This is a genomic window from Kingella bonacorsii (genome assembly GCF_016623605.1).
In the GTDB taxonomy this organism is placed as follows: Bacteria; Pseudomonadota; Gammaproteobacteria; order Burkholderiales; family Neisseriaceae; genus Kingella_B; species Kingella_B oralis.
Genome location: NZ_JAEHNZ010000001.1, coordinates 731,463 through 753,702, shown reverse-complemented (window position 1 = coordinate 753,702; position 22,240 = coordinate 731,463). Strand labels below are relative to the sequence as shown.

21 protein-coding genes are annotated in these 22,240 nt (G+C 57.5%); 8 read left to right on the top strand and 13 right to left on the bottom strand.

Annotated features, from left to right (window positions below; translation table 11 throughout):
• Positions 1-65 precede the first annotated feature (65 nt).
• Positions 66-1,085: a DUF2167 domain-containing protein gene (locus JDW22_RS03950; RefSeq protein WP_200521796.1), complete on the top strand. Its 1,020-nt coding sequence runs from the start codon at positions 66-68 to the stop codon at positions 1,083-1,085.
• A 229-nt stretch (positions 1,086-1,314) separates the two neighbouring features.
• Here the strand turns inward: JDW22_RS03950 and JDW22_RS03945 are convergent, their stop codons facing one another.
• The 3 genes from JDW22_RS03945 to JDW22_RS03935 all read right to left on the bottom strand — a co-directional run bounded on the left by JDW22_RS03945 (position 1,315) and on the right by JDW22_RS03935 (position 4,451).
• Positions 1,315-2,094: a 1-acylglycerol-3-phosphate O-acyltransferase gene (locus tag JDW22_RS03945; protein ID WP_200521795.1), complete on the bottom strand. Its 780-nt coding sequence runs from the start codon at positions 2,092-2,094 to the stop codon at positions 1,315-1,317.
• Positions 2,095-2,222: 128 nt separating this feature from the next.
• Positions 2,223-3,209 carry a 3-deoxy-D-arabino-heptulosonate 7-phosphate synthase gene (locus JDW22_RS03940; RefSeq protein WP_200521794.1) on the bottom strand — a complete coding sequence of 329 codons (987 nt, stop codon included), beginning with the start codon at positions 3,207-3,209 and terminating at the stop codon, positions 2,223-2,225.
• A gap of 129 nt (positions 3,210-3,338) precedes the next feature.
• Entirely contained in the window at positions 3,339-4,451 is a 1,113-nt protein-coding gene (locus JDW22_RS03935; RefSeq protein ID WP_200521793.1) for a LysM peptidoglycan-binding domain-containing protein, read from the bottom strand.
• Positions 4,452-4,831: 380 nt separating this feature from the next.
• On the opposite strand from JDW22_RS03935, the gene pheA reads away from it, so the two are divergent.
• Positions 4,832-5,908, top strand: a complete 1,077-nt coding sequence (gene pheA, locus JDW22_RS03930) for a prephenate dehydratase (protein ID WP_200521792.1) — start codon at positions 4,832-4,834, stop codon at positions 5,906-5,908.
• Between the two features lie 189 nt (positions 5,909-6,097).
• The gene (gene pyrE, locus JDW22_RS03925; protein WP_003794426.1) at positions 6,098-6,745 is read left to right on the top strand and encodes an orotate phosphoribosyltransferase; all 648 of its coding nucleotides are present in this window, start codon (positions 6,098-6,100) and stop codon (positions 6,743-6,745) included.
• Positions 6,746-6,765: 20 nt separating this feature from the next.
• On the opposite strand, the gene JDW22_RS03920 is transcribed toward pyrE, so the two are convergent.
• From JDW22_RS03920 to JDW22_RS03900, 5 genes are all read right to left on the bottom strand, one after another.
• The gene (locus tag JDW22_RS03920; protein ID WP_200521791.1) at positions 6,766-7,146 is read right to left on the bottom strand and encodes a hypothetical protein; all 381 of its coding nucleotides are present in this window, start codon (positions 7,144-7,146) and stop codon (positions 6,766-6,768) included.
• Between the two features lie 86 nt (positions 7,147-7,232).
• Complete coding sequence (locus JDW22_RS03915; RefSeq protein ID WP_200521790.1) at positions 7,233-8,114, bottom strand: RsiV family protein; 882 nt, start codon at positions 8,112-8,114, stop codon at positions 7,233-7,235.
• Positions 8,115-8,199: 85 nt separating this feature from the next.
• Complete coding sequence (locus JDW22_RS03910; protein ID WP_200521789.1) at positions 8,200-9,435, bottom strand: aromatic amino acid transporter; 1,236 nt, start codon at positions 9,433-9,435, stop codon at positions 8,200-8,202.
• Positions 9,436-9,657: 222 nt separating this feature from the next.
• Complete coding sequence (gene ubiA, locus JDW22_RS03905; RefSeq protein WP_268884212.1) at positions 9,658-10,485, bottom strand: 4-hydroxybenzoate octaprenyltransferase; 828 nt, start codon at positions 10,483-10,485, stop codon at positions 9,658-9,660.
• Between the two features lie 721 nt (positions 10,486-11,206).
• Positions 11,207-13,231, bottom strand: coding sequence for a prolyl oligopeptidase family serine peptidase (locus tag JDW22_RS03900; protein WP_200521787.1), 2,025 nt, complete (start codon positions 13,229-13,231; stop codon positions 11,207-11,209).
• A gap of 463 nt (positions 13,232-13,694) precedes the next feature.
• On the opposite strand from JDW22_RS03900, the gene JDW22_RS03895 reads away from it, so the two are divergent.
• Complete coding sequence (locus JDW22_RS03895) at positions 13,695-13,883, top strand: hypothetical protein (RefSeq protein WP_200521786.1); 189 nt, start codon at positions 13,695-13,697, stop codon at positions 13,881-13,883.
• Between the two features lie 30 nt (positions 13,884-13,913).
• On the opposite strand, the gene proC is transcribed toward JDW22_RS03895, so the two are convergent.
• The gene (gene proC, locus JDW22_RS03890; RefSeq protein ID WP_200521785.1) at positions 13,914-14,711 is read right to left on the bottom strand and encodes a pyrroline-5-carboxylate reductase; all 798 of its coding nucleotides are present in this window, start codon (positions 14,709-14,711) and stop codon (positions 13,914-13,916) included.
• Between the two features lie 203 nt (positions 14,712-14,914).
• On the opposite strand from proC, the gene hpnD reads away from it, so the two are divergent.
• Together hpnD and hpnE are read left to right on the top strand one after the other, a co-directional pair.
• Positions 14,915-15,766 (top strand): presqualene diphosphate synthase HpnD, encoded by an 852-nt coding sequence (gene hpnD, locus JDW22_RS03885; RefSeq protein ID WP_200521784.1) that lies wholly within the window; start codon positions 14,915-14,917, stop codon positions 15,764-15,766.
• A gap of 594 nt (positions 15,767-16,360) precedes the next feature.
• Positions 16,361-17,671, top strand: a complete 1,311-nt coding sequence (hpnE, locus tag JDW22_RS03880; RefSeq protein ID WP_200521783.1) for a hydroxysqualene dehydroxylase HpnE — start codon at positions 16,361-16,363, stop codon at positions 17,669-17,671.
• Positions 17,672-17,850: 179 nt separating this feature from the next.
• Here hpnE and JDW22_RS03875 read toward each other — a convergent pair whose 3' ends face one another.
• The 3 genes from JDW22_RS03875 to JDW22_RS03865 form a co-directional block, all read right to left on the bottom strand.
• A complete protein-coding gene (locus tag JDW22_RS03875) occupies positions 17,851-18,183 on the bottom strand; it encodes a hypothetical protein (RefSeq protein ID WP_235964726.1) in 333 nt (110 codons plus the stop codon).
• A gap of 97 nt (positions 18,184-18,280) precedes the next feature.
• Positions 18,281-19,516: a family 20 glycosylhydrolase gene (locus JDW22_RS03870; RefSeq protein ID WP_200521781.1), complete on the bottom strand. Its 1,236-nt coding sequence runs from the start codon at positions 19,514-19,516 to the stop codon at positions 18,281-18,283.
• 15 nt (positions 19,517-19,531) lie between these two features.
• Entirely contained in the window at positions 19,532-19,870 is a 339-nt protein-coding gene (locus JDW22_RS03865; protein WP_200521780.1) for a hypothetical protein, read from the bottom strand.
• Between the two features lie 221 nt (positions 19,871-20,091).
• On the opposite strand from JDW22_RS03865, the gene JDW22_RS03860 reads away from it, so the two are divergent.
• The gene (locus JDW22_RS03860; protein WP_200521779.1) at positions 20,092-20,571 is read left to right on the top strand and encodes an S-ribosylhomocysteine lyase; all 480 of its coding nucleotides are present in this window, start codon (positions 20,092-20,094) and stop codon (positions 20,569-20,571) included.
• A gap of 11 nt (positions 20,572-20,582) precedes the next feature.
• Positions 20,583-21,287: a 5'-methylthioadenosine/adenosylhomocysteine nucleosidase gene (locus tag JDW22_RS03855; RefSeq protein WP_200521993.1), complete on the top strand. Its 705-nt coding sequence runs from the start codon at positions 20,583-20,585 to the stop codon at positions 21,285-21,287.
• Between the two features lie 250 nt (positions 21,288-21,537).
• Here JDW22_RS03855 and JDW22_RS14070 read toward each other — a convergent pair whose 3' ends face one another.
• Positions 21,538-22,191, bottom strand: a complete 654-nt coding sequence (locus JDW22_RS14070) for a YbaN family protein (RefSeq protein WP_329610694.1) — start codon at positions 22,189-22,191, stop codon at positions 21,538-21,540.
• Between the last annotated feature and the right edge of the window lie 49 nt (positions 22,192-22,240).

Below are 22,240 nucleotides of genomic sequence, written 5' to 3'. Positions count from 1 at the left end.
TGAAAACGTTTTTAGCCTCGTGTTGGCATGGGATGCACGCGGTTCTTATTTTGAAAGATGATTTTATGACTACATTGAATCAGAAAAAATTGGCTGGCGCGGTTTTGTGTGCGCTGTTGGCGTTGTCTTCGGCGGCGGGTGTTGCGGCGAATCAGGCGGGCGATGAACCGAATACGGCGGGGCAATCGCAGTTGGAAAAAAGTGCCCAAGAGGCGGCGCGTAAGCATGCCAACCGAACCAAACAGGCGAATAACGGCAAGCAAGCCGAAAAAGCCGCCTCCAAGCCAGCCGAAGAAAACGGCGTGGATGAGGACACCATCAAAGGCCCTGCCACCATTCCTTTGGGCGCGGAAGGCAGCCTGAAACTGCCTGCGGGGATGTTGTTCATCAAAAAAGACGCGGCGAATGCGCTGATGGTGGAGCATGGCAACAGTTCTAATCCCAACCGCTATGGCTTGATATTGCCCGAGGTAAAAGAGGGCGAAGATGTTACTTGGTGGGTGGATTTGGATTATGTGGATTCAGGCTACATCAAAGACGATGACGCAAAAGAATGGGACACGGAATCCATGCTCAGCGAGCTGAAAGCGGGCAACGAAGAGCAAAATAAAGTGCGCAAATCCAAAGGGTTGGCGGAAACGGAAACGCGCGGCTGGATTGAAAAACCGCAGTATGATGCGGCAACGCATCGTTTGATTTGGTCCATTGATGTGTATGAAAAAGGCGGCAAGGATGAAAACCCTGCGGTGAACTACAACACGTTTCAACTGGGCAGAAAAGGCTACATCAACCTAACGCTGATTACGGATTTGAAAGAGATTGACAAGATGAAGCCTGTGGCGCGGGAGCTGTTGAGCAATATTGAGTTCAACCAAGGCTTGCGCTATGCGGACTTTAACGCGACCACGGATAAGGTGGCGGAATATGGTTTGGCGGCGTTAATCGGCGGCGTGGCGGCGAAAAAGCTGGGCTTGCTGGCGGTGATTGGCGCGTTTTTTGTGAAGTTTGGCAAGATTATTGCGCTGGCAGCGGTGGGCTTGGGCGCGGGGTTGAAGGGGCGGTTTGGGCGGAATAAGGATAAGTAGGCAGGGATGGTTTTCAGGCTGCCTTTGGTGATTGCGGCAGCCTGAAAACGTATCAATCAAAATAATAACGATACACGTAGAGTGTGTGGCTTTGCCATGCACCGTTTAGCCATTGCCAAGCGGTGCGTGAACAAGTTCACACACCCTACACGCTTTTGTTATCGTCCTATTTTAATTTTCAGGCTGCCTTTTGCGATTAAGGCAGCCTGAAAACGTTTTCCGCTTGCAATTACGGCATCACTTGCTCGGGATTAGGACTATCAGACAACACAATCGGCAGCAGGGTTTGCTCCACTTGGTCTTTGAGCAAGAAGCGGTCGCGCTCGGGCAAATCGCAGGGCAAGAGCTGCGGGGCGATGGTTACTTTGACGTTGATTTGCTCAATGGAAACGATGCGCCAGAGCGATTGGAATAGGTTGGCGTTGGCAAACGAGACGGCAGTGGTGCGTTCGCCGTCATCGTAGTAACGCACGGCGATGGGCTGCACGGGGGCGTTGCTGTCTAAGGCAGCCTGAAACAGGGCGGCTTTGAGCGGGAGCATGCCGTTGCCCAGCGTGGTTCGGGCTTCGGGGAAGAAGCAGACGTTGCCGTCGGCATCCAGCACGCGGGAGATGGCGGCGTTGATAATGTTGATGTCTTTGCGGTTGCTGCGGTCGATGTATACCGTGCCTGCGTTGGTAACCATTTTGCCGATGACGGGCCAGTTTTTGAGTTCCTGCATGGCGATGAAGCTGGCGGGATAGAGGGCGGTAATCACGAAGATGTCCAGCCATGAGACGTGGTTGGCGGCGATAAGCAGACCGTGTTGCGCGGGGCTGGGGCTGGGGCTGGCGTGGATTTGGATGCCGAGCGTGTCTAGGCAGCTTTGCCCCATGTGGCGCAGGGTGGCGGCGCGTTGTTCGTCGGTGGCGTTGTCAAGCTGGCGCAGGTTGCGTCCTGTGTGGTAGAGCCAAATCAGGAGTTTGAAAATACGGGCGATGCGTTTGCGGATGGGGGCTTTTTGGGGCATGGCGGTTGGGGATGGTTTGGGTGGATGGGTTGGGCTTCGCTGAAATTGCTGTGTTCGTTTTCAGGCTGCCTTTGGGATAATGATTGGGCAAATGAGCCGTTGCGGTTCTATTTTGGTTTTCAGGCTGCCTATTCAATAATCACGTCTGCGCCTGCGGCGATGGCGAGCCGGCGCAGGGTGGCGACGGGCATATGGCGGTGGGCGAGCGTGCTGATGTTTGCCAGCACGGGCAGGTGGCTTTGCTGCTTGGCTTGGGCGATGGCTTCCACGTCCAGGCGGACGGGCGCGCTGTGCAGACTCAGCGTGCCGGCTTCGCCCAGCAGGATGTGCTGGTTGCCGCGCAGCGCGATTTGTTCGGCGGCAATCAGCCAGTCGCGCACGGTGTGGTGGATGTCTTTGCAAACGACAACGGGCACATTCAGGCTGCCCAGTTCGTGCAGGATATGGCGGTTGTTGATGAGTTCGCCGCCCAAATAGAGCAAATCGGCTTCGGCGTTGAGCGCGGCTTGGATGTGCGCGCTGTCGCGGATGCGAACGGCAACGGCTTTTTGCGCGCGGTGCCAATGGGCGCTGATGTGTTGCAGTTGGCGGGCGATGTCGGCTTCGCCGGCGTTGTTGTCGGGGGCGTAGGGATTGGCGGGGAGATAGAAGGGGTCCAGCAGCACGGCGGGGGCGTGCACTTCGCTTATTTCAGCCGTGTGGGATTGGGGTTTGCTTGTTTCGGTTTCGTTGCCGCCTTCGGTTTCTGCTGCGCAGGAACTCGCTTTGCCCGTTTTAACTTCGTTGAGACCTGTGGTTTTCAGGCTGCCGATGTAGGCGATGGTTTGCGGCGCGTTTGTGCCGCCGAACGGAATGCCGCGGATGATGATTTGGCTGTCATCCGCCCATGCTTCGCGGCTGATGATGCGCCAGTCTTGCATGATGCGGATGGCGCGTTCCACTTCGGGCAGGGCTTCGATTTGGGCGGCGTCAAACACGCGCTCGTCGCCGACCGCGCCGATGATGGTGTGTTCGGTGCCGCGCGACAGGTGTTCGGTCAAGCCTTGGGCGCGGATAAATTGGACGACGTTTTGCACGGCGGCTTCGCTGGCGTGCGGTTGCATCACGATAATCATGGGTGGGCTGCTTTCGGTTTGGGCTGGATTGCGGTATTGGGTTTTCAGGCTGCCTCCCTTGCCCTATTAGGCAGCCTGAAAAACAAAAACAGGCAAGGAAACCATCCCCTTGCCTGCTGTGCTGCCCGTTTAGAACGGGATGTAGTTGCTCGGGTTTACAGGCGTGCCGTTTTCGCGCACTTCAAAATGCAGTTTGCCTGCGCTGCCCAGCCGCGCGAGCGATTGCCCGCGTTTCACGCGCTCTTGCTCTTTCACAATCAGGTTGTCGCCGTTGCTGTATGCGGTGAGCAAATTGGGGCTGTGTTGCACCACCACCAGCTTGCCGTAGCCGCGCGGGCCGTTGCCGCTGAAAATCACTTGCCCGTCGGCGGCGGCGACAACGGTTTGGTTTGCCGAGCCTTGCAGCTCTACGCCGCGCGTGCTGCTGCTAAACGCTTTGCCGATACTCGCGCCCGCCAGCGGGTTTTGCCATGTCAGCCCTGCGTGGCTGGCGGTTTTGCCGGATGCGGCAATAGTTGGCGTTGGCGGGGGGGTTATGTTGGTTGTGGCGGTAACCGCAGGCGTTGTGTGCACAACGGGTGTGCCGGCAACGGCTGCGCTGGTTACGCGCAAGGTTTGTCCCACGCGTAGGTTTTCGTCTTGCAGATGGTTTACCGCGCGAAGCTGGCTTACGGTCATGCCGTGGCGTTGGGCGATGCTGTACAGCGTGTCGCCTGAAACTACTCGGTAGCTGCCTGTGGCTGAACTGGTGTTCCCGTATGATGCGCCGCTCGCGCTAGTGGGCTTTACCCGCAGGCTGGTCCCCAATTTTACGGTGTCGTCGGGCAGGTTGTTCCATGCGCGGATGTTGTCTTGGCTCACGCCATAGCGTTTGGCGATGTTGTATAAGGTGTCGCCGGGGGCGACTTGGTGGAAGGTGGCGTTCACATCCACGCTGGGGTAAGCGCCTGCCGGGTGGCTGTATGCGCTGCCGCTGGCAACGGGCGTGCTGGGGGTGCTTGGGGTGTAAACGGTGGACGGGGTGGGCGTGTAGGGCGTTGCGCCGTAGGGATTGCCCGCGCCGGCGGTTGTGCCTGCGCCGGTGCCGTCGTAGGGGGTGGCGGTGCTTGGGGTGTAGGGCGATGCGGTGCTGCTGCCGCCTACGCCATTGCCCGCCACAACGGGCGCGGAATTTTTGGCAGCGGAACACGCAGTCAATAAGGCTGCGGCTGTTGCCAAAGTTAAAATGGAGCGAAGTTTCATAGAGCTACCCTTTTCTAGATAAAAACACGCGCAGCAAATGGCTGCAAACGGGCGTAATCATACCGTTTTGCTGGGGCGTTGGGCAAGTTTTCGCTTTGCCGGGAGGGCTGCTTGTGTGCGGGCATGGGGCGTGTTGGGAAGGCGCAAGCGAAATCCTGTTTTCAGGCTGCCGCAATGTTTGGGCGGGCGGGTTTGCCTATGCTTGCCCATGCCGGGAACTGCAATGCCGCCCATGCAAAGGCAGCCTGAAAATTATCCTGCATACTGTGAATCAAATTTGCGCGATTACAATGCTTTGCCGCCTTGTGCCCATTCCAATTGAATTCACTATAAACGGCGCGATTTCGGTAAAATGTGCACTTTTGCTTTGGGCTAGAACGATGTCGATGGATAATAAATTGTTGCCACACCGCAATGCGATTGATGCGATTGACCGGCAAATTTTAACTTTGCTCAACGAGCGGGCAACGCATGCGCGGGCGATTGGCGCGCTGAAAGGCACGGGGGCGGTGTATCGTCCCGAGCGCGAGGCGCAGGTGTTGCTGCGGATTAAGGATTTGAACGAGGGGCCTTTGCCGGATGAGGGGGTGGCGCGTTTGTTCCGCGAGGTGATGAGCGAGTGTTTGGCGGTAGAACGTCCGCTGACGATTGCTTATTTGGGCCCGATGGGCACGTTTACGCAAATGGCGGCGATTAAGCATTTTGGTCATGCAGCGGTTACCGTGCCTTGCACCACGGTGGATGACAGCGTGCGCTTGGTGGAGGCGCGACAGGCGGATTATGTGGTTGCGCCGGTGGAAAATTCTACCGAAGGCTCGGTGGGGCGCACTTTGGATTTGCTGGTAAACACGCCGTTGCGCGCTTGCGGTGAAGTGGTGCTGCGGATTCATCATCATTTGTTGAGTGTTTCAGGCAGCCTGAAAAACGTGAAGAAGGTGTATGCGCACGCACAGGCGTTGGCGCAATGCCAATTTTGGTTAAACGCGCATTTGGGCGGCGATGTGCAGCGCGTGGCGGTGTCCAGCAATGGCGAGGCGGCGCGCTTGGCGCAGTTGGATGAGAATGTGGCGGCGATTGCCAGCCAAACGGCGGCGGAAATTTATGGCTTGACGAAAATCGCGGAAAACATTGAAGACGAGCCGAACAACACCACGCGCTTTTTGGTGCTGGGGCATCAGGATACGACGGCGAGCGGCAAGGATAAGACCACGCTGATTGTGAGCGCGCCCAATCAGGTGGGGATGCTGCATCGCGTGATTGAGCCTTTAACGCGGGCGGGCATTTCGCTCACGAAATTTGAAAGCCGCCCCAGCCGCACGGGGCTTTGGGAATACCTGTTTTTCATTGATATTGAGGGGCACGAGCTGGATGAGCGCGTGCAGGCGGCGTTGGCGCAACTGTGCGAGACGGCGGCATTTGTGAAGGTGGTGGGGAGTTATCCGATGGCGGTGTTGTAGTTTGAATGTGAACAGGCAGCCTGAAAATGCGTAAACAACGCGACGGTTTCCAACATCAAGCGACAACGCCTGCCGTGTGCGAATGTCGCACAAGGGCTTGGCAACGTTGAATCATCGCTATTTTAATCAACGGTAAAAGCCATCTGCCCCAATATTGCCCACTCTATCCCAACTTATAAGGACATTATCATGAGCCAATTCCGCCAAGACTTCCTGCAATTTGCCCTGCGCCAAAACGTACTCAAATTCGGCGAATTCACCACCAAGGCAGGCCGCCAATCGCCCTATTTCTTCAACGCAGGCTTGTTTAACGACGGCGCGTCCACGCTCGCGCTCGCCAAGTTTTACGCCCAAGCGATTGTGGAAAGCCAAGTTCGGTTTGATATGCTGTTCGGCCCTGCCTACAAGGGCATCATCCTCGCTGCCGCCACCGCCATGATGCTGGCGGAACGCGGCATCAACGTGCCCTTTGCCTACAACCGCAAAGAAGCCAAAGACCACGGCGAAGGCGGTACGCTGGTGGGCGCGCCGCTCCAAGGGCGCGTTTTGATTATCGACGATGTGATTTCCGCGGGCACTTCCGTGCGCGAAAGCGTGAACCTTATCCGACAAGCGGGCGCAACCCCCGCGGGCGTGGCGATTGCGTTAGACCGCATGGAAAAAGGCACGGGCGAGCAGTCTGCGGTGCAAGAAGTGCAAACGCAATACGGTTTGCCCGTGGTGGCGATTGCCAATTTGCTGGATTTGTTTGCGCTGTTGGAACAAGGCGGCAGCGCGGAGTTGGCGCAGTTTGTTGAGCCGATGCGGGCGTATCGCGCGCAATATGGCGTGGTGTAGGCAAGCGGTTTTCAGGCTGCCTACTCGTCTTCTGCGGCTTCGTATTCCCGATAGCCCAGCTTGCTGCCTGCGCGGTAAGGCAGATACAAAAACAGCACAATAAACGCAGCCGCCATCGCCATAGTAAACAATATATTCAGCAACGGCGCGCTGCTCATGGCTATCAAGGGCAGCAGTACAAGCAACGCTAAGAACACTTTGCCAATCCAGCCTGCGGTTAAGCCTTTTTTGCCACGGCTATGCCCGTAAACAAAAGCGATGCTGGCTGCGCCTAACACGTTGAGCGCGAACACCAACAACTCCCCTTGTTGGTTCAACGATTGGAGCGACGGGAGAATGGTGATGGCAAAGACAAACCACAATACGCCGATGATTTTAGCGGGTAGTACAAGATGTCTCATGAGTTGTTCCTTTTATGATTTCAGGCTGCCTATTATGTGAGCAATAAAGGCAGCCTGAAAATATATTCAGCAATCAACAGCCCAACCTACTTCGCCTGCTGTTGCTGCTCTTTTTTCGCAGCCTCTTTCGCCGCTTGCCATTCTTGTTCTTGCTTGGCGATTTTGGGGTTCACTTGATACTGCGCCGCCTCGCGCAAAATCTCGGGCTTAACGATGCCTTTTAACTGCTGGCTGGAAAGGAAAATCTCGGGGCGGCCAATCGCATACGCGCCGATTTCATAGCTTTGGAACAAGAACACCAAGCCGCCTTTGGCAAAACGCCAGTTGTCCGTGCCTTTGAAATCTTGGTTGTATTCGGCCACATATTCGCGCGCTTCTTTTTCGCTGTATTCGGCGTCGGTTTGCAAATAGTTCACATAGCCCGCTTTTTGCAACGCCACCAGCTTCGCCATCTGCTTGGGCAGCAAAATGTCTTTTAACGCAACGGGTTTGATTTTGGCTTCGCCGCGCTTCAATACGATGAAACCATGGTTGCCGTTGCCGTGTGCGCCGCAGGTGTATTCCCATTCTTCCATGCCGAACACCGCGTATTGCGGCGTTTGACCTTCCAGTTCCAGCGTGCGGATGTAATCCAAGAAGCAGGGGTATTCGCCTTGGCGCAATGTTCTGTTTTCTTTATTGGTTTCCGCAACGTCTTTGCTTCTCGTTAAAAATTTTTTCAAACCGTTGGCGGACAAGTCTTTGGCGCCGACAGATTTTCTGATTGCTGCCAACGCCCATGCGTCCAGCGTTTTGTCGCCCGTTTGTGGATAGGCAACGGTGAGCTCGTGGCAGCGTGGTTCTTTTTCGTCGCTCACTTTGGTGCAGTTGGTTTTGGCATGCGCGGTTTGGGTTTTGTAGGACAACGGCGCGGCCTGAACGCCGATGGTGGCGAACAGGGTTACGGCTAATAAGGATTTGGCAAACATGGTTTTTCCTTTAAAAACGATGATAAATGGATTTCAGGCTGCCTTGCGCGCCTGACGGGCAAATGCAAGGCAGCCTGAAAACGGTTTAGCCTTTAAACACGGGCAAAATCTCGGCGCGGCTGAGCAGCTGGGCGACGATATTTGCCAAGCCGAACAGCAGCACCCAAATCACCAGCCAAGTGCCGCCGAATACTTGGAAGCCTTTGCCTGCGCCAAACTTTTTGCGCACCGCGCGCAGCAGCAGGGCAGGCACGATGGCAACCCATATCGTCGCCGCCAAGCCCACATAGCCGATAACGCCCACAAAGCCCAAGGGATACAGCAGGCAGGCAACCAGCGGCGGCAGGAAGGTGATGGCGGCGGTTTTGGTGCGCCCGATGCGGCTGTTGTCGAAGCCGAACATATCGCTCAAATAGTCAAACAAGCCGAGCGTTACGCCCAAAAACGAGGTGGCAATCGCCATATAGGAAAAGAATGCCAAGATTTTCGCCATGCTGCCGGTGGTAACAAATTTAGACAGCTCGCCAATCAGCACAGCAACGTCGCCGTCGGCTTGGATAACGGGCGCGAAGGCGTTGCGCGGCAGGTTGCCTTGGATGGCGAGCTGCCACAGCGCGTAAATCACCAGCGCGATGAGCGTGCCTATCCACAAGGCGCGGGCGACTTTGGGCGCATCGCCGTTGAAGTATTTATACAGGCTGGACACGTTGCCGTGAAAGCCGAACGAGGCAAGGCACACGGGCAGCGCGGTGCCGAGGTAAATCCAATAGCTGGTGTTTTCGGGGGCGGCGCTGTTGAGCAGGATGGGCAGTTGCGCGGTGTTCAGCAGCCCGCCGGTTGCCCAGATAAAGGTGATGACCATGCCGCCGATGAGAATGCTGGACAGTCTGTCCACCAAGCGCGCGGAATACCACACGCAGCCTGCAAAGATGATGAAGAAAGCGAGTTGCCCAATCCAGAGCGTGCTATCGGGGTTGAAGCCGAGCGCAACGGTGGTGAGCCGCCCGCCCACGAAAATATAGGCGTAGGTAAGCAGATACAGCACGAAGGCAACGCCCAGCCCGTTGACGATGTTCCAGCCTTTGCCGAGCGAATCGCGCACGATGGTGTCAAAACTTGCGCCCACGGGGTAATGGGTGTTGGCTTCCAATATCATCAGCCCCGAGGCGAGCATGGAAAACCATGTGTACAGCAGCACGGCGAGCGAGCCGATGAACCATACGCCTGATGTGGCGGTGGGGTTGGCGAGCATGCCGGCGCCGATAATCGTGCCTGCGATAATCATCGCGCCGCCGAGTAGGGTGGGGGTTTTGGTGGTCATAGGGGATTCCTTATGGATTTCAGGCAGCCTGAAAAGGGGTTTTGCAAAGGGTGTATTTTACGATATTGCACACGATTTTAACCTAACTTTGCAGAATATTTTTCGCGCGGGGCATTGTTGCGTTTTCAGGCTGCCTATGCGTTGCCATCAAGGCAGCCTGAAAACGCAAAAGCAAAACGCCGTGTTGGCATGCGACACGGCGTTGGGGTTATTGCTTGGCGGTTAGTAAAAAGCGAAGTGGGCGGCAATGGCGGCGAGCCACAGCCAGCCGATGCGGTTGTTGTCCAAAAAGGCGGCGTGGCAGGCTTGGCGGTTGCGGCTTTCCACGCGCAGGTATTGCTGCCATTGCCAGTAAACCACCAGTATCAGCGCCGCCCAATACACCCACGCCGCGCCCAGCTGGCTGCCCACTTGTATCATCAGGATGTCGGCGATGCCGTGGCAGAGCATGGCGGCTTCGGCATCGTAGCTGCCGAAGGTGATGGCGGAGGTTTTGATGCCGATTTTGAGGTCGTCTTCTTTGTCTGCCATGGCGTAGAGCGTGTCGTAGGCGAGCGTCCAGAATACGTTGGCGAAAAACAGCCACCATGCGATAGCGGGCACGCTGCCTGTGATGGCGACAAACGCCATGGGGATGCCGAACGAGAACGCCAGCCCGAGATAAAGCTGCGGGATGGGGAAAAAGCGTTTGGCGAAGGGATAGGTGAACGCGAGGCACAGCGCGGGGATTGCCATCAGCCATGTGGTGTAGCTGAACGGTATCAGGCAGAGCGCGGCGAGCAGGCAGAGGATGATGATGAGTCGCTTGGCTTCGCGCCCGGTTACGGCGTTGCGGGCGAACGGGCGGTTTTGCGTGCGGGCGACGTGACGGTCGATGTCTTGGTCTGCCCAGTCGTTGGCAACGCAGCCTGCACTGCGCATCAGGAATGTGCCCAGCGCGAACAGGACAACGGTGGAGAGCTTGGGGCGGCCTGCAGAGGCAATCCAGATTGCCCACAGGGTGGGCCATAACAGCAAGAGCGTGCCGATGGGTTTGTCGGCGCGCATCAGTTGGAGGTAGGTGGGAAATTGGGTGCGCCAGTTGGGGGCGGGTGATGGACGGGGCGGATGGTGATTGGGCTGGTGGGCATGGTTGTTTTGAGTAAATGTTCTTTTGGGGGATTATAGTGGGTCTTGTTAGGATTTTGTTGGGTTTTGTTAAGGGGTAAGCAATTTTTGTTCCATTGCTGGGGTGGGGGTGTAAAGATGGGTTTCAGGCTGCCTTTGATGCTGGGGTTATCAGAGGCAGCCTGAAAATGGGTTGGTGCTTTGTGGCAAGCATCCGATTAGTTTAACCATGCGCTTCATGCCAGCGGGGCACTTACTTTTCTTTGCTTCGCCAAAGAAAAGTAAGCAAAAGAAAGGCGACCCAGACGTGCAGGTTTGGCTGCGCCAAACTTCCCTCACTACGCATCCTTTTTTCGGCGCGTGCGAACTAGCCGCGCTTTGCGCGTCGTCGAACAAGCGCACGCTTTTTCCCGAAAAAAGGATGCTCCGTTCGGCTGGACGTAGGGGAGGGGATAGCAGCATTAAACAGTCGTGAAGCGTTAGGCAGCCTGAAACGCCAATTTATTTAACAAAACTCTGTTTGATACAACACCAAGCTGGGTTTTTGTTGAATGGCGCAAGCAAGTGTTGGCAAGCTGCCACCGCGCCATTATTGGGCGGATTGGTTTGACAGGGTTTTCAGGCTGCCTTTAACACGCCAAAACACCAAAGGCAGCCTGAAACGCTATTGTTGTTTACCCCCCCCCTCGCCCACCGTCTCCGCCAGAAACCGCAACACGCAGGCGAGTTCTTCGGCGGTTTCTTGTTGCGTGCCGTTGCCTGTGTGTCCGCCGCTGGCGGGGGCGTAAAGATGGCTGGGGGCGTGGTGGGCGCGCAGTTGGGCGTGGAATTTGAGCGCGTGGGCGGGGTGCACGCGGTCGTCGGCGAGGCTGGTGGTGATGAGGGCGGGGGGGTATTTCAGGCTGCCGCTGATGTTGTGATAGGGGGAGAAGGCGGCGAGGTAGTCGCGCATTTCGGGGTTGGCGGGGTCGCCGTATTCTTCTATCCAGCTTGCGCCTGCGTAGAGCTGCGGGTAGCGCAGCATATCGGTGAGCGGCACTTCGCACACCATGGCGCCGATGTTTTCAGGCTGCCTTGTGTACGCGCTGGCGACGATTAGGCCGCCGTTGCTGCCGCCTTGGATGGCGATGCGTTGGGCACGGCTGTAACCTTGTCGGCAAAGGTGGGCGACGACGGCGAGCAGGTCGTCCACGGATTTGTGTTTGTGTTGGCGTTGGGCGGCTTCGTGCCAGCCGGTGAATTCGCCGCCGCCGCGGATGTTGGCCAGCACAAAGGCGTTGCCTTGTTCCAGCCAATGCTTGCCAATCGCGCCCATGTAGTGCGGCAGCTCGGGCACGTTAAACCCGCCGTACACATAAACCAGCGTGGGCGTTTCAGGCTGCCTCGGGGTTTTGCCCACCCAATAATAGGGGATGGGCGTGCCATCGGCGGATGGGGCGTGATGCTGTTCTACGGTGATGCCTTCGGCGTTGAACTGGGCGACTTGGCGGCGCATCACGCTCAGCTCCATCACGCTCAAATCCAGCGCATAGAGCGTGAGCGGGGTGGTGAAATCGCTGGCGGCCAGATACAACACATCGCCGCCCCAAGGCTGGTCGGTGAGCTCAATCGCGCCTTGTGGCAGGCTGGGCAGGGCAACGGCTTGCCATGCGCCCTCTTGCCATTGCCATGCTTTCAGGCTGCCTGAAACGTTGTCCAGCAGGTTGGCGATGATGTAGCGGCGGGTGGTTTCCACGCTTTCTATCGCTTGCTGGGCGTTGGGCGTAATCAGGCATTGGGCTGCGCCCAGCGTGCCTTTGTTGAGTTTCACCGCAATCAGGCTGCCTGCGGGGTAGCTTTGGTTGGCGCGATGCCACGCGCTTTTGAGCTGCACCACCAGTTGCCCCGCAATATAGCCCGCGATGTCAGCATCGCTGGGCAGGGCGAGGGGCTGGGGGTCGCCTGTTTTGCTTACTTGGTAATAGGTTTTTTGGAAAAAGCTGGTGGCAGATTCCACAAGGTCTATCGGCGCGCCTTGCGGGTCTAGGTAACGCCATGCTTGCACCATTACGCCGTTTTCAGGCTGCCTGAAAATGGCTTGGGCTTGGTCAAACGTTTGCCCGCGCCGCATCAGCCACACTTCGCGCGGGTAGCCCGATGGCGTAAGCTGGCGTTCGTCCCACGCGGGGCACACCCACGCGCTGTTTTCATCGCGCCACGCAATATGGTTTTTGCCCAGCGGAAAGTGAAAACCGTTCGGCACAATTTGGCGCGTGGCAAGGTTAAATTCCACCGTATAAGCCGCGTCCGAGCCTGCGGGTGAGAGCGTGAGCAAGGCGATTTCAGGCTGCTCCACATAGTGCGACACGCCGTCTAAATACACATCGTCGCCCAAAATCTCATCAAAATCCGCCACCGAAAACAGCGTTTGCCACTCGGGCAGCCCCGCGCGATAGCTGGCGGCGGTGCACACGCGATACACACCCTTGGGGAACTCGGGCGATTGGTGGAAGTGATACATCCGCGCACGGTGTTCTTGGCAAAACGGGATTTGGCGCTCGTCTTGCAGCTGGGCAAGGATGGCATCGCGCAGGGCGGCGTATTCGGGCGATTGACAGAAGCGGGCAAGCGTGGCGGCGTGTTCTTGCGCGATAAATTGCTGCGTGGCGGGGGCGGCGAGGTTTTCCAGCGATTGGTGCGGGTCTTGCATGGGTGGCTTTCGGGGATGAGGTTAGGTTAAAAAGGGGGCGATTTTAGCATGGCGGCGGGGCGGGTTTCAGGCTGCCAAAAATGGGCGGCGACGGCTCATCGCTCAAATAGTGTGTTGAACCAAATTGCGCAGTTGGTAAACAAGATGTCGGCGAGTCGCCAATGTTTCATTTAGGCAGCCTGAAACGCCTCATCATGCAGCATCCCGCCTTATTTTTGCCAGCGCACGGCTTGCCAGCAAGCCGTAGGGGCGCTGGGCAAGCGTTTCAGGCTGGCTTATGTTTGCGCCCGCGTTTAAGCATCGTATGTAACAGTAGTAGATCGGGCATTGATGCCCGACGTTTTTCGTTGCGGCGTATATAAATGTTCGTGTTTGTCGGGCATCAATGCCCGACCTACGGATAAACATTTGCTAAACCGCGTTTCAGGCAGCCTGCGTAGCGAAGCGGAGTGGCGAAGCTAAAATGGAACATCGGCGGCTCGCCGACAAGATGGCAATCAGTGCAACGCTATTCAATACATCATTGGGCGATTGGGCGACGAGCCGTCGCCACGCCATTTTAGATTTCAGGCTGCCATTGTGGTTAAGCCAAAAAGGCAGCCTGAAAACACAAAACCGCTTGGCACAACACCAAACGGTTTCCATTGAATAAACGCGCTTTCAGGCTGTCTCTGCCCCCGCCTCACCCCACCTCCCGCCCCAACGCCACCGACCGCGCCGCTGCCGCATTCACCCCCTCGCGCAAATGTTCCGCCACCGCCCGCCGGCGGAACGTTTCCAGCGCGGCAAACGTCGTGCCGCCCTTGCTGGTAACCGCATCTTGCAACGTGGCAAAATCCGCGCCCGATTGCGCCGCCAGTTCCACCGCGCCGCGAAACGTTTGCAAGCTCAACGCCCGCGCCGCGTCCGCGCCAAAGCCCAAGCCCTGCGCCGCCTGCTGCAAGGCGTGCATCAAGTAAAACACATACGCTGAACCGCTGCCCGACACCGCCGTAACCGCGTGCATCTGCGCCTCGTCGTCCAACCAAAACGTCAAACGGCACGACGCGGCGATAATCGCTTCGGCGGCAGCCCTGTCCGCCGCGTTCACCGCGCCATCGGCAAACAGCCCCGCCACGCCCTCGCCCACCTGCGCAGGCGTGTTCGGCATCACGCGCACCAGCCGTCGCGTGCCGCCCAAATAGCGCGACAGCGTTGCCACGCTCAACCCCGCCGCTAGCGAAATCACCAACGCGCCATTGGGCTGCACATCCGCGCAAGCCGCCCGCATATCCTGCGGCTTCACCGCCAAAATCAACACATCATCCGCGCCGATTTCAGGCTGCCGCTCCGACACCGCCACGCCATAGCGCGCCGCCAACGCCTCGCGCTTGGCTGCGCCGCGATTGGTAACGTGCACTTCGCCTGCTCGCCCCGCGCGATGCAAGCCCGCCACAATCGCCGCCGCCATATTGCCGCCGCCGAGAAAATAAATCGTCATACTGTTGCCTTTCGTTATCTATCAAAATGTTATCCATCCCCACGCGCCATCATCAGGCAGCCTGAAAACGGCATTGCAACCATAAGCCCCCTTTCAGGCTGCCTCAACGCGCTTGCCCTGCCGCCATAAAATACGCATTGTAAACAAACCCAGCCCGTTAAAAAACGTTAAAATACGCCCCATCAACACACAAGCCCACCGCCATGCAACCCCTAGACTACTGCCGCGAAAAAGCCCAAACCAGCCATTCCAACTTCCTCGCCAGCTTCCGCTTCCTCCCCCCCGCGCAACGCGATGCCATCACCGTCCTTTACGCCTATTGCCGCGAGCTGGACGACATTGCAGACGAATACAGCGACCCTAGCGTTGCCCGCGCCACGCTCGCATGGTGGCGACAAGATTTGTCCAAAGTCTTCCAAGCCAACGCCGCGCCCGAGCATCCCGTCAACCAAGCCCTGCGCGCCATCCAACCCGTTTTCAGGCTGCCCGAAAGCGAGCTTGCCGACATCATCAACGGCATGGAAATGGACTTGCACCACAGCCGCTACGCCACCTTTGACGACCTGCAATACTACTGCTACCGCGTGGCAGGCGTAGTCGGGCGGCTCATCGCCCGCATTCTCGGCTACATGCAAGATGCCACCCTGCGCTACGCTGAAACACTCGGGCTTGCCCTGCAACTGACCAACATCATCCGCGATGTCGGCGAAGACGCACGCATGGGGCGCATCTACCTGCCGCAAGACGAACTCTCCCAGTTTGGCGTCAGCGAAACCAGCATCCTCGCCGCCACGCCCACGCCCGAATTTGCCACCCTGATGCAATTTCAGTTCAACCGCGCCCGCGAAAGCTACCGCCAAGCCGTCGCCCTGCTGCCCGCTGCCGACAAAAAAGCGCAAAAAGCAGGGCTCATCATGGCAAGCATCTACCACGCGCTGCTGCTAGAAATAGAACGCGACGGGCTCGCCAACGTGTTGCGCTACAAAATCCGCATCCCCAACCCGCGCAAAATGCGCATCGCCCTGAAAACATGGCTGTTTGGGTTTAAGCCATAAAGCCATTTCAGGCTGCCTTATCACGCACACCAAAGCAGCCTGAAACGCCTCATCCAGCCATTGCCCGCCCCCAATTTTGCCAGCGCACGGCTTGCAAGCAAGCCGTAGGGAGCGCGGGGTAAGCATTTCAGGCTGCCTCCCTCTCGCGCCCGCGCTTAATCAGCGCATTTATTTACGCCACACCAAACAACGTTTCAGGCTGCTTTTGGGGGAGGCAGCCTGAAAATAACTCGGCGAAAGGTGGGCATAGCTGGCTTATTCAACATTTTGGCGACGAGCCATCGCTGCTCCATTTGAGGCAGCCTGAAACCTTTGCCACACGATAAACGCACCCACCCGCCGTCATTCCCGCGCAGGCGGGAATCTTGTTGGATATTCAGAAACGATTGTAAAAACTGTTGTTGTAGGTCGGGCATTTATGCCCGACACTTAGAATACACTACACCTAAAAATGTCGGGCATAAATGCCCGACCTACCTGCAAAGGTTTCTATCTAGCAATGCTTAACAAACGGTGTGTGGCAAAGCCATACACCCTATGCCGATTGAAATAAATGTTAATTAAATAACGGCTCGCTTGCGGCAGCCTGATTGGATGATGATGAAGAAACCTAAAATTGCGGTGATTGGCGCAGGCTGGGCGGGGTTGTCCGCCGCCGCGCATTTGGTTGAACATGCGGACGTGGCGTTGTATGAAGCGGGGCGTGTGGCGGGCGGGCGCGCGCGCGGCGTGTCCGGCGATGCGTTTTCGTTTTTGGACAACGGGCAGCATTTGCTGATTGGGGCGTATCAGGGCGTTTTCAGGCTGCTGGATAAGGCGGGGGCGGATTGGCGGCGGTGTTTTTTTCATCAGCCGTTGCGCTGGTATTTGCACGATGGGCTGCGTTTTGAGGCGGCTTGGTCGCTGCCTGCGCCGTTGAATTTGCTCACGGGGCTGTTGCGCGGGGAAAATGCGTCGCTGGGGGAAAAAACGGCGCTGGTGCGGCAGTTGAAACGTTTGCAGTCGCATCATAAACGCCATCTGCCCGACCAAAGCGTGCAGTCGTGGCTGGATGCGCAGGGGGTGTCGCGCAAATGGCTGGCGGAATTTTGGCAGCCGATGGTGTGGGGGGCGCTGAATACGCCGTTGGATGAGGCGAGTTTGAATGTGTTGTGCGCTGTGTTGGCGGACGGGGTGTGGGCGCAGTGCGAGTTGAGCGATTATTTTGTGCCGAAGGTGGATTTGACGCGGGCGTTTGCCGCGCCGGTTGTGGCGTATTTGCAGCGGCAGGGGGCGGCTTGGCTGCCCAATCAGCGGGTGAGGCGGGTGTTGCTGGATAATCGGCGCGGGGTGCGCGTGGATGGGGAGCGCTTTGATGGGGCGGTGGTTGCGACCGCGCCGTATCATGTGGAGGGCGTGTTGCCGCCGTCGCTGGGGGAGGAGGTGCGCTTGGCAATCAGGGATTTGCGTTATTACCCGATTACCACGGTGTATTTGAAATATGCGCGCGCTTTCAGGTTGCCTGCGCTGATGACGGGCTTTGCGGAGGGGACGGCGCAATGGTTGGTTGACCGCCGCCGTTTGACGGGGGCGAATGAGATTGCGGCGGTGGTGAGTTTGTCGCATCGCATCCGCGCCACGCCGCTGCAATGGGCGCAGCGCGTGCATGGCGATGTGCTGCGGGTGTGCCCTGATGTGGGCAAGCCTGTGGCGTGGCAGGCGATTACGGAAAAGCGGGCGACGATTGCCTCGCGGGTGGGGCGCGTTGTGCCATCGCAAGATGTGTTGAATCGGTATGCGATTTGGTTGGCGGGGGATTGGTTGCATCCGCGCTATCCTGCGACTTTGGAAGCGGCGGTGCAATCGGGCGAGATGGCGGCGCAGGCAGTGTTGCAGCGGTTTGCGGCTGGGGGTGAGGCAGCCTGAAAATGTGGCGGCTGCGCAAAAGGACGGTCGGGTTAAACGCCATCTTGGTTCGGGTTGCGCCGGCAGCGCGGTGAACCGAGACGGTGTTGTTTCGTTTGGTATTAGGGCAGCCTGAGAACGGGATTTGGCTTTGCCGGAACTCGTTTCGCTTGTTTTCAGGCTGCCTTTAATCGTTCCGATTATTGAACCGCTTGTTCCCACCACACATTGCCGTGATAAGTATCGCCGCGCAAATGGTAACGCCGCCGGCAACGGGTGCATTCAAAATACAGCGATAGGCTGTCATACCAGCCGAAGCGGTCGCGCCCGCTGCCCAAGGCACGGCATTCTGCCAGCGATTCGCTCCATGCGGGGTCGATTTCTTTGCCCACATCGCGCAAAATGCCCTGCGACACGGCGGTTTCAACATGGCACAGCGTGCGCTGCAAATGCGCCGCGCCTTCCATTTTCACGCGTGTTTTAAACTCGGCGCATTGCGGGCAGTCTATGCCTTTGCGGGAAAAAACGGGCATGGTGGGGCTCTTGGAATAATAGGCAGCCTGAAAACGGCTTGGAAATGCTTTTAGCTTTGCTGAAACGCGTTTCATTCGTTTTCAGGCTGCCTGTGGTTTATTGCCCGGCTTCTTTTACCTTGTCGGCAACGGCTTTCAGATACGGGAAGACATCAGGGCGCGGGGGTTCGCCGCTGTGGGCGTATGGCGGCGTTTCGTCTGCCTCGATGGCAACGGCGGCGCCGCCCATCAGCGAGGCATCCACGGCGTTGTGGCGGTTTTGCCCGTCCCAAATGCCGATGTGCCAATTGGCGGTACGCAGTTTTTCGGCATCGTTTTGCGCGGAGAGGTAATAGCGGTTGTAATTCAACACGGTGTAGCCCGCTTGAATCAAATCCAGCACGCTGGCGGGGCGGGCGTTTTCATCGCTCTGGGCGGGGGTTTCGCGGTTGCCGTCTCTGCCGTGGTAGGTGATTTCCACGCTGTTGTCCAGCAGGGCGAGGCTGGCGGGGAGAATGGCATCGTTCCACACGCGCACGGTGCGGTTTTTGCCTTTAAGGTGTAGCACGATGCGGTTGAGATAGGCGATGTAGTGTGCGTTGCGGCTGACGCTGCCTGAAAACGCGTCGCCGCCGATGTGGATATGCGTGCCGCTGTCGGCAAACATATCGGCTGCTTCGCCATAGAGCGTTTGCATGAATTGCTGTCCTGCTTCGGTTTCGTAGTGCAAGGTGTCGTTGCTGTCGAAGACTGCGCCTGCTTGGGCCGGGTCTTTGCGCGCGAGCAGGTTTCGGATGGCATTCATCTGCGCGGGGGCGTTGATTTCGGGCACGAGTTCCACGCCTTTTTGCTTGGCGTATTGCGCCAGCTCTTGGATTTGCGCCGCGCTGTAAAACGGTTTGCCTGTGGCGAGGTTGGTGTAGCTGCCGTTGGCGTTTTGTTTGGCTTGGCGGGCAAGCTGGCCGAGCGTAACGCTTTCCAGCGTGTAGTTTTGTTCGTCGGACAAGCGCAGGTGGAGGAATGTGCCGCCTGCGCGCGCCACGTCGTCCACATAGCTTTTGAGCATGCCAAGCGGATAGAAGCGGTGCGCGGTATCCAGCATCAAGCCGCTTTGTTTGCGGTGCTGGGCGGCGGGCATGAAGGCGGCGGCATTTGGGTTTTGCCGCAATGCGCCGCGCTCGTTTTCCGGCTGCCTTTTCTGCGGTTCGGATGCGGGCGCGGGTGGCGACGGGGGGTGTGGCGCATAGACTGGCGGCGGGCGGGGTTGGAGTAGGCGTTGGTGTTGGAGTGGGCGTTGGTGTTGGAGTGGGCGTTGGTGTTGGAGTAGGCGTTGGTGCAATATGCCCGCCGGCATGGTTGCGTTTGTTGTTCACCATAATGCTGTTGTTGCGTTTGGCGGGTTGCGGCTCGGGCGGGGGGCGATGTGGATATGCCCGCCTGAGCGGTTGGCTTGGTTGCCGTGCACCATGATGTTGTTGGTGTGCGTGTTGGGTGTGCGGTTGGGCGCGGGTTGCGGGGCGGGGGAGGGCGAAGGAGCAGGCGTGCGGTGTGTGCGTGCGTTGCCATCGCCGCGTTTGCTGTTGTGGACGATGTTGGGATGGGTGAATGCGTTGTGTTTGTCGGTGTGGATGGTTGGGCGTTTTTCGTCGTTGCAGGCGTTGAGTGCGAACAGGCTCGTCAGCACGAGGGCGATGGTTTTGCGTGTCATTGGGTTTTCCTCGCAGAGGGGTTTTCAGGCTGCCTTAACGGGGTAGGCGGACAACATGGGGCGAGCAAAATTGATGCCCGTTGCCGTGACGGATGCGGTGAGGGCAGCCTGAAACTCCGTTTTGCCAAACAAAACCGCCGTAACCCATTTTCAGGCTGCCTTAATGCGGTATTTTCGCGTAAAATCTGCGCTTTCCCCCAACTTGCAAAAGGAATCCCCAAATGACCGAAATCACTGCCGAAAAACGCATGAACGTGGAAAGTTTCAATTTGGACCACACCAAAGTGAAAGCGCCTTATGTGCGCCTTGCCTGCGTAACCGATGGCGACCACGGCGACATCATCTACAAATACGACTTGCGCGTGTGTCAGCCCAACCAAGACCACATGGAAATGCCGTCTTTGCATTCGTTGGAGCACCTGATGGCGGAGCTGTCGCGCAACCACAGCGACAAAATCGTGGACATCAGCCCGATGGGCTGCCAAACGGGTTTTTATGTAACCCTGCTCAATATGTCCGAATACCAAGACGCGCTGGATTTGATTGAAGCCACGCTAAAAGATGTAATCGTTGCCAAAGAAGTGCCCGCGTGCAACGTGGTGCAATGCGGTTGGGCGGCGAGCCACAGCTTGGAAGGCGCGCAAAAAATCGCGCAATATCTGCTGGATAAACGCAGCGAATGGACGGAGATTTTTGCATGAGCCGCGAGCCATTGGTTGCCAACACCATCGCCATCATCGGCGCGATGGAAGCCGAAGTCTCCCATTTGAAAACGCTGTTGGGCAGCCTGAAAACGCACAGCTTCGGCAAAGCCGCCACCATCTACACAGGCACGCTGCATGGCAAAGACATCGTGTTGTGCCAAAGCGGCATCGGCAAAGTAAACGCCGCCATCGCCACCACGTTGGTGATTGAGCATTTTTCGCCCGATTGCGTGATTAACACAGGCAGCGCAGGCGGTATCGGCAAAGGCTTGCAAGTGGGCGACGTGGTCATCGGCACGCAAGTGGCGCATCACGATGTGGACGTAACCGCGTTTGGCTATGCCATCGGGCAAGTGCCGCAGCAGCCTGCCAGCTACGAGAGTGAACACAGCTTGGTACACGCCGCCGAGCGCGCCGCCAAGGTTTTTCAGGCTGCCCACATCCGCCAAGGCTTGATTGTGAGCGGCGACCAGTTTATCAACGACACATTCAGCATTGAAACCATTTGCCGCGAATTTGCCAGCCCGCAAGCGGTGGAAATGGAAGCCGCCGCCATCGCGCAAACGTGTTACCAGCTTGGCAAGCCATTTGTGATTATCCGCGCCATTTCCGATAGCGCAGACAGCGAAGCGAGCATCAGCTTTGACGAATTTCTCGCCACCGCCGCGCTGCATTCGGCGCAAATGGTGGAGGAGTTGGTGAAAGAGTTGTGATGCCATCGCCTATCGCCGCCCATAAAAGGCAGCCTGAAAACGGGTTTGATTGTTTTCAGGCTGCTTTTATTTGTTGATAGCAGCGGTATGGTTGGCAATATTAGGCAGCCTGAAAAAGCCAAACCGTTGTCGTGGATAAATTGATTTTCAGGCTGCCTTATCGGGCGCGGGCGTGTGAACGTTTATCTGTAAACAATAAGGCAGCCTGAAAACAGAAAAACCCATTTTCAGGCTGCTTCACCCCCCCCCCTCACGCATCAGGAAACCGCGCCATATAAATCCCCACACACAAACACACTACCCCCACGCTCGCCCCCACATACCACCGCTCAGGAAACCGAATCAACAGCCCCACGCACGACAGCGACATCATCCCCCAAGCCATATACTTCCCCCGCCGCGGAATCGCCCGCTTCTCCTGCCAATCGCGCATCATCTTGCCAAACCTCGGATGGCGATACAGCCAAGCCTTAAAACGCGGCGACGCTTTTGCCCAGCAAGTAAACGTAATCAACAAAAACGGCACAGTCGGCATCACAGGCAACACCGCCCCAATCCCCGCCAACACCAAAGCCACCGCCCCCGCCAGCCACAGCAAACCATTGCCCAACATCGTTTTCAAATTGCTCGGCGGCAACAGCAACACCAAGCCCGCCGACAGCATCAGCAGCAGCACCGACAGCAACGAAAAAAAACGCCAGCCATGCAAAAAATGGCTATCAGGCGGCAACAGCAAAGGCAGCAGCAACACAAGGCAGCCTGAAAGCCCCGCCCCAATCAGCAACACGCCCAAATAACCGCGCAGCCAAAGCTCCCGCACACGGCTCTTGGGCATCAGCCCCAGCAGCAGCAACGGCGCCAGAGCCAGCCCCGCCGTCGCCCACCAATCAAAATTGTCATTCATATAGGCAGCCTGAAAATAAAAAGAAGCGGATTATACCAACCCGCAAAAT

Bases quoted from the DNA above. Each gene is read 5' to 3' on its own strand.
- JDW22_RS03950 (WP_200521796.1), top strand. From the start codon at position 66: ATGACTACATTGAATCAGAAAAAATTGGCTGGCGCGGTTTTGTGTGCG.
- JDW22_RS03945 (WP_200521795.1), bottom strand. From the start codon at position 2,094: ATGCCCCAAAAAGCCCCCATCCGCAAACGCATCGCCCGTATTTTCAAA.
- JDW22_RS03940 (WP_200521794.1), bottom strand. From the start codon at position 3,209: ATGATTATCGTGATGCAACCGCACGCCAGCGAAGCCGCCGTGCAAAAC.
- JDW22_RS03935 (WP_200521793.1), bottom strand. From the start codon at position 4,451: ATGAAACTTCGCTCCATTTTAACTTTGGCAACAGCCGCAGCCTTATTG.
- pheA (WP_200521792.1), top strand. From the start codon at position 4,832: ATGTCGATGGATAATAAATTGTTGCCACACCGCAATGCGATTGATGCG.
- pyrE (WP_003794426.1), top strand. From the start codon at position 6,098: ATGAGCCAATTCCGCCAAGACTTCCTGCAATTTGCCCTGCGCCAAAAC.
- JDW22_RS03920 (WP_200521791.1), bottom strand. From the start codon at position 7,146: ATGAGACATCTTGTACTACCCGCTAAAATCATCGGCGTATTGTGGTTT.
- JDW22_RS03915 (WP_200521790.1), bottom strand. From the start codon at position 8,114: ATGTTTGCCAAATCCTTATTAGCCGTAACCCTGTTCGCCACCATCGGC.
- JDW22_RS03910 (WP_200521789.1), bottom strand. From the start codon at position 9,435: ATGACCACCAAAACCCCCACCCTACTCGGCGGCGCGATGATTATCGCA.
- JDW22_RS03900 (WP_200521787.1), bottom strand. From the start codon at position 13,231: ATGCAAGACCCGCACCAATCGCTGGAAAACCTCGCCGCCCCCGCCACG.
- JDW22_RS03895 (WP_200521786.1), top strand. From the start codon at position 13,695: ATGGAACATCGGCGGCTCGCCGACAAGATGGCAATCAGTGCAACGCTA.
- proC (WP_200521785.1), bottom strand. From the start codon at position 14,711: ATGACGATTTATTTTCTCGGCGGCGGCAATATGGCGGCGGCGATTGTG.
- hpnD (WP_200521784.1), top strand. From the start codon at position 14,915: ATGCAACCCCTAGACTACTGCCGCGAAAAAGCCCAAACCAGCCATTCC.
- hpnE (WP_200521783.1), top strand. From the start codon at position 16,361: ATGATGATGAAGAAACCTAAAATTGCGGTGATTGGCGCAGGCTGGGCG.
- JDW22_RS03875 (WP_235964726.1), bottom strand. From the start codon at position 18,183: ATGCCCGTTTTTTCCCGCAAAGGCATAGACTGCCCGCAATGCGCCGAG.
- JDW22_RS03870 (WP_200521781.1), bottom strand. From the start codon at position 19,516: ATGCCGGCGGGCATATTGCACCAACGCCTACTCCAACACCAACGCCCA.
- JDW22_RS03865 (WP_200521780.1), bottom strand. From the start codon at position 19,870: ATGACACGCAAAACCATCGCCCTCGTGCTGACGAGCCTGTTCGCACTC.
- JDW22_RS03860 (WP_200521779.1), top strand. From the start codon at position 20,092: ATGACCGAAATCACTGCCGAAAAACGCATGAACGTGGAAAGTTTCAAT.
- JDW22_RS14070 (WP_329610694.1), bottom strand. From the start codon at position 22,191: ATGAATGACAATTTTGATTGGTGGGCGACGGCGGGGCTGGCTCTGGCG.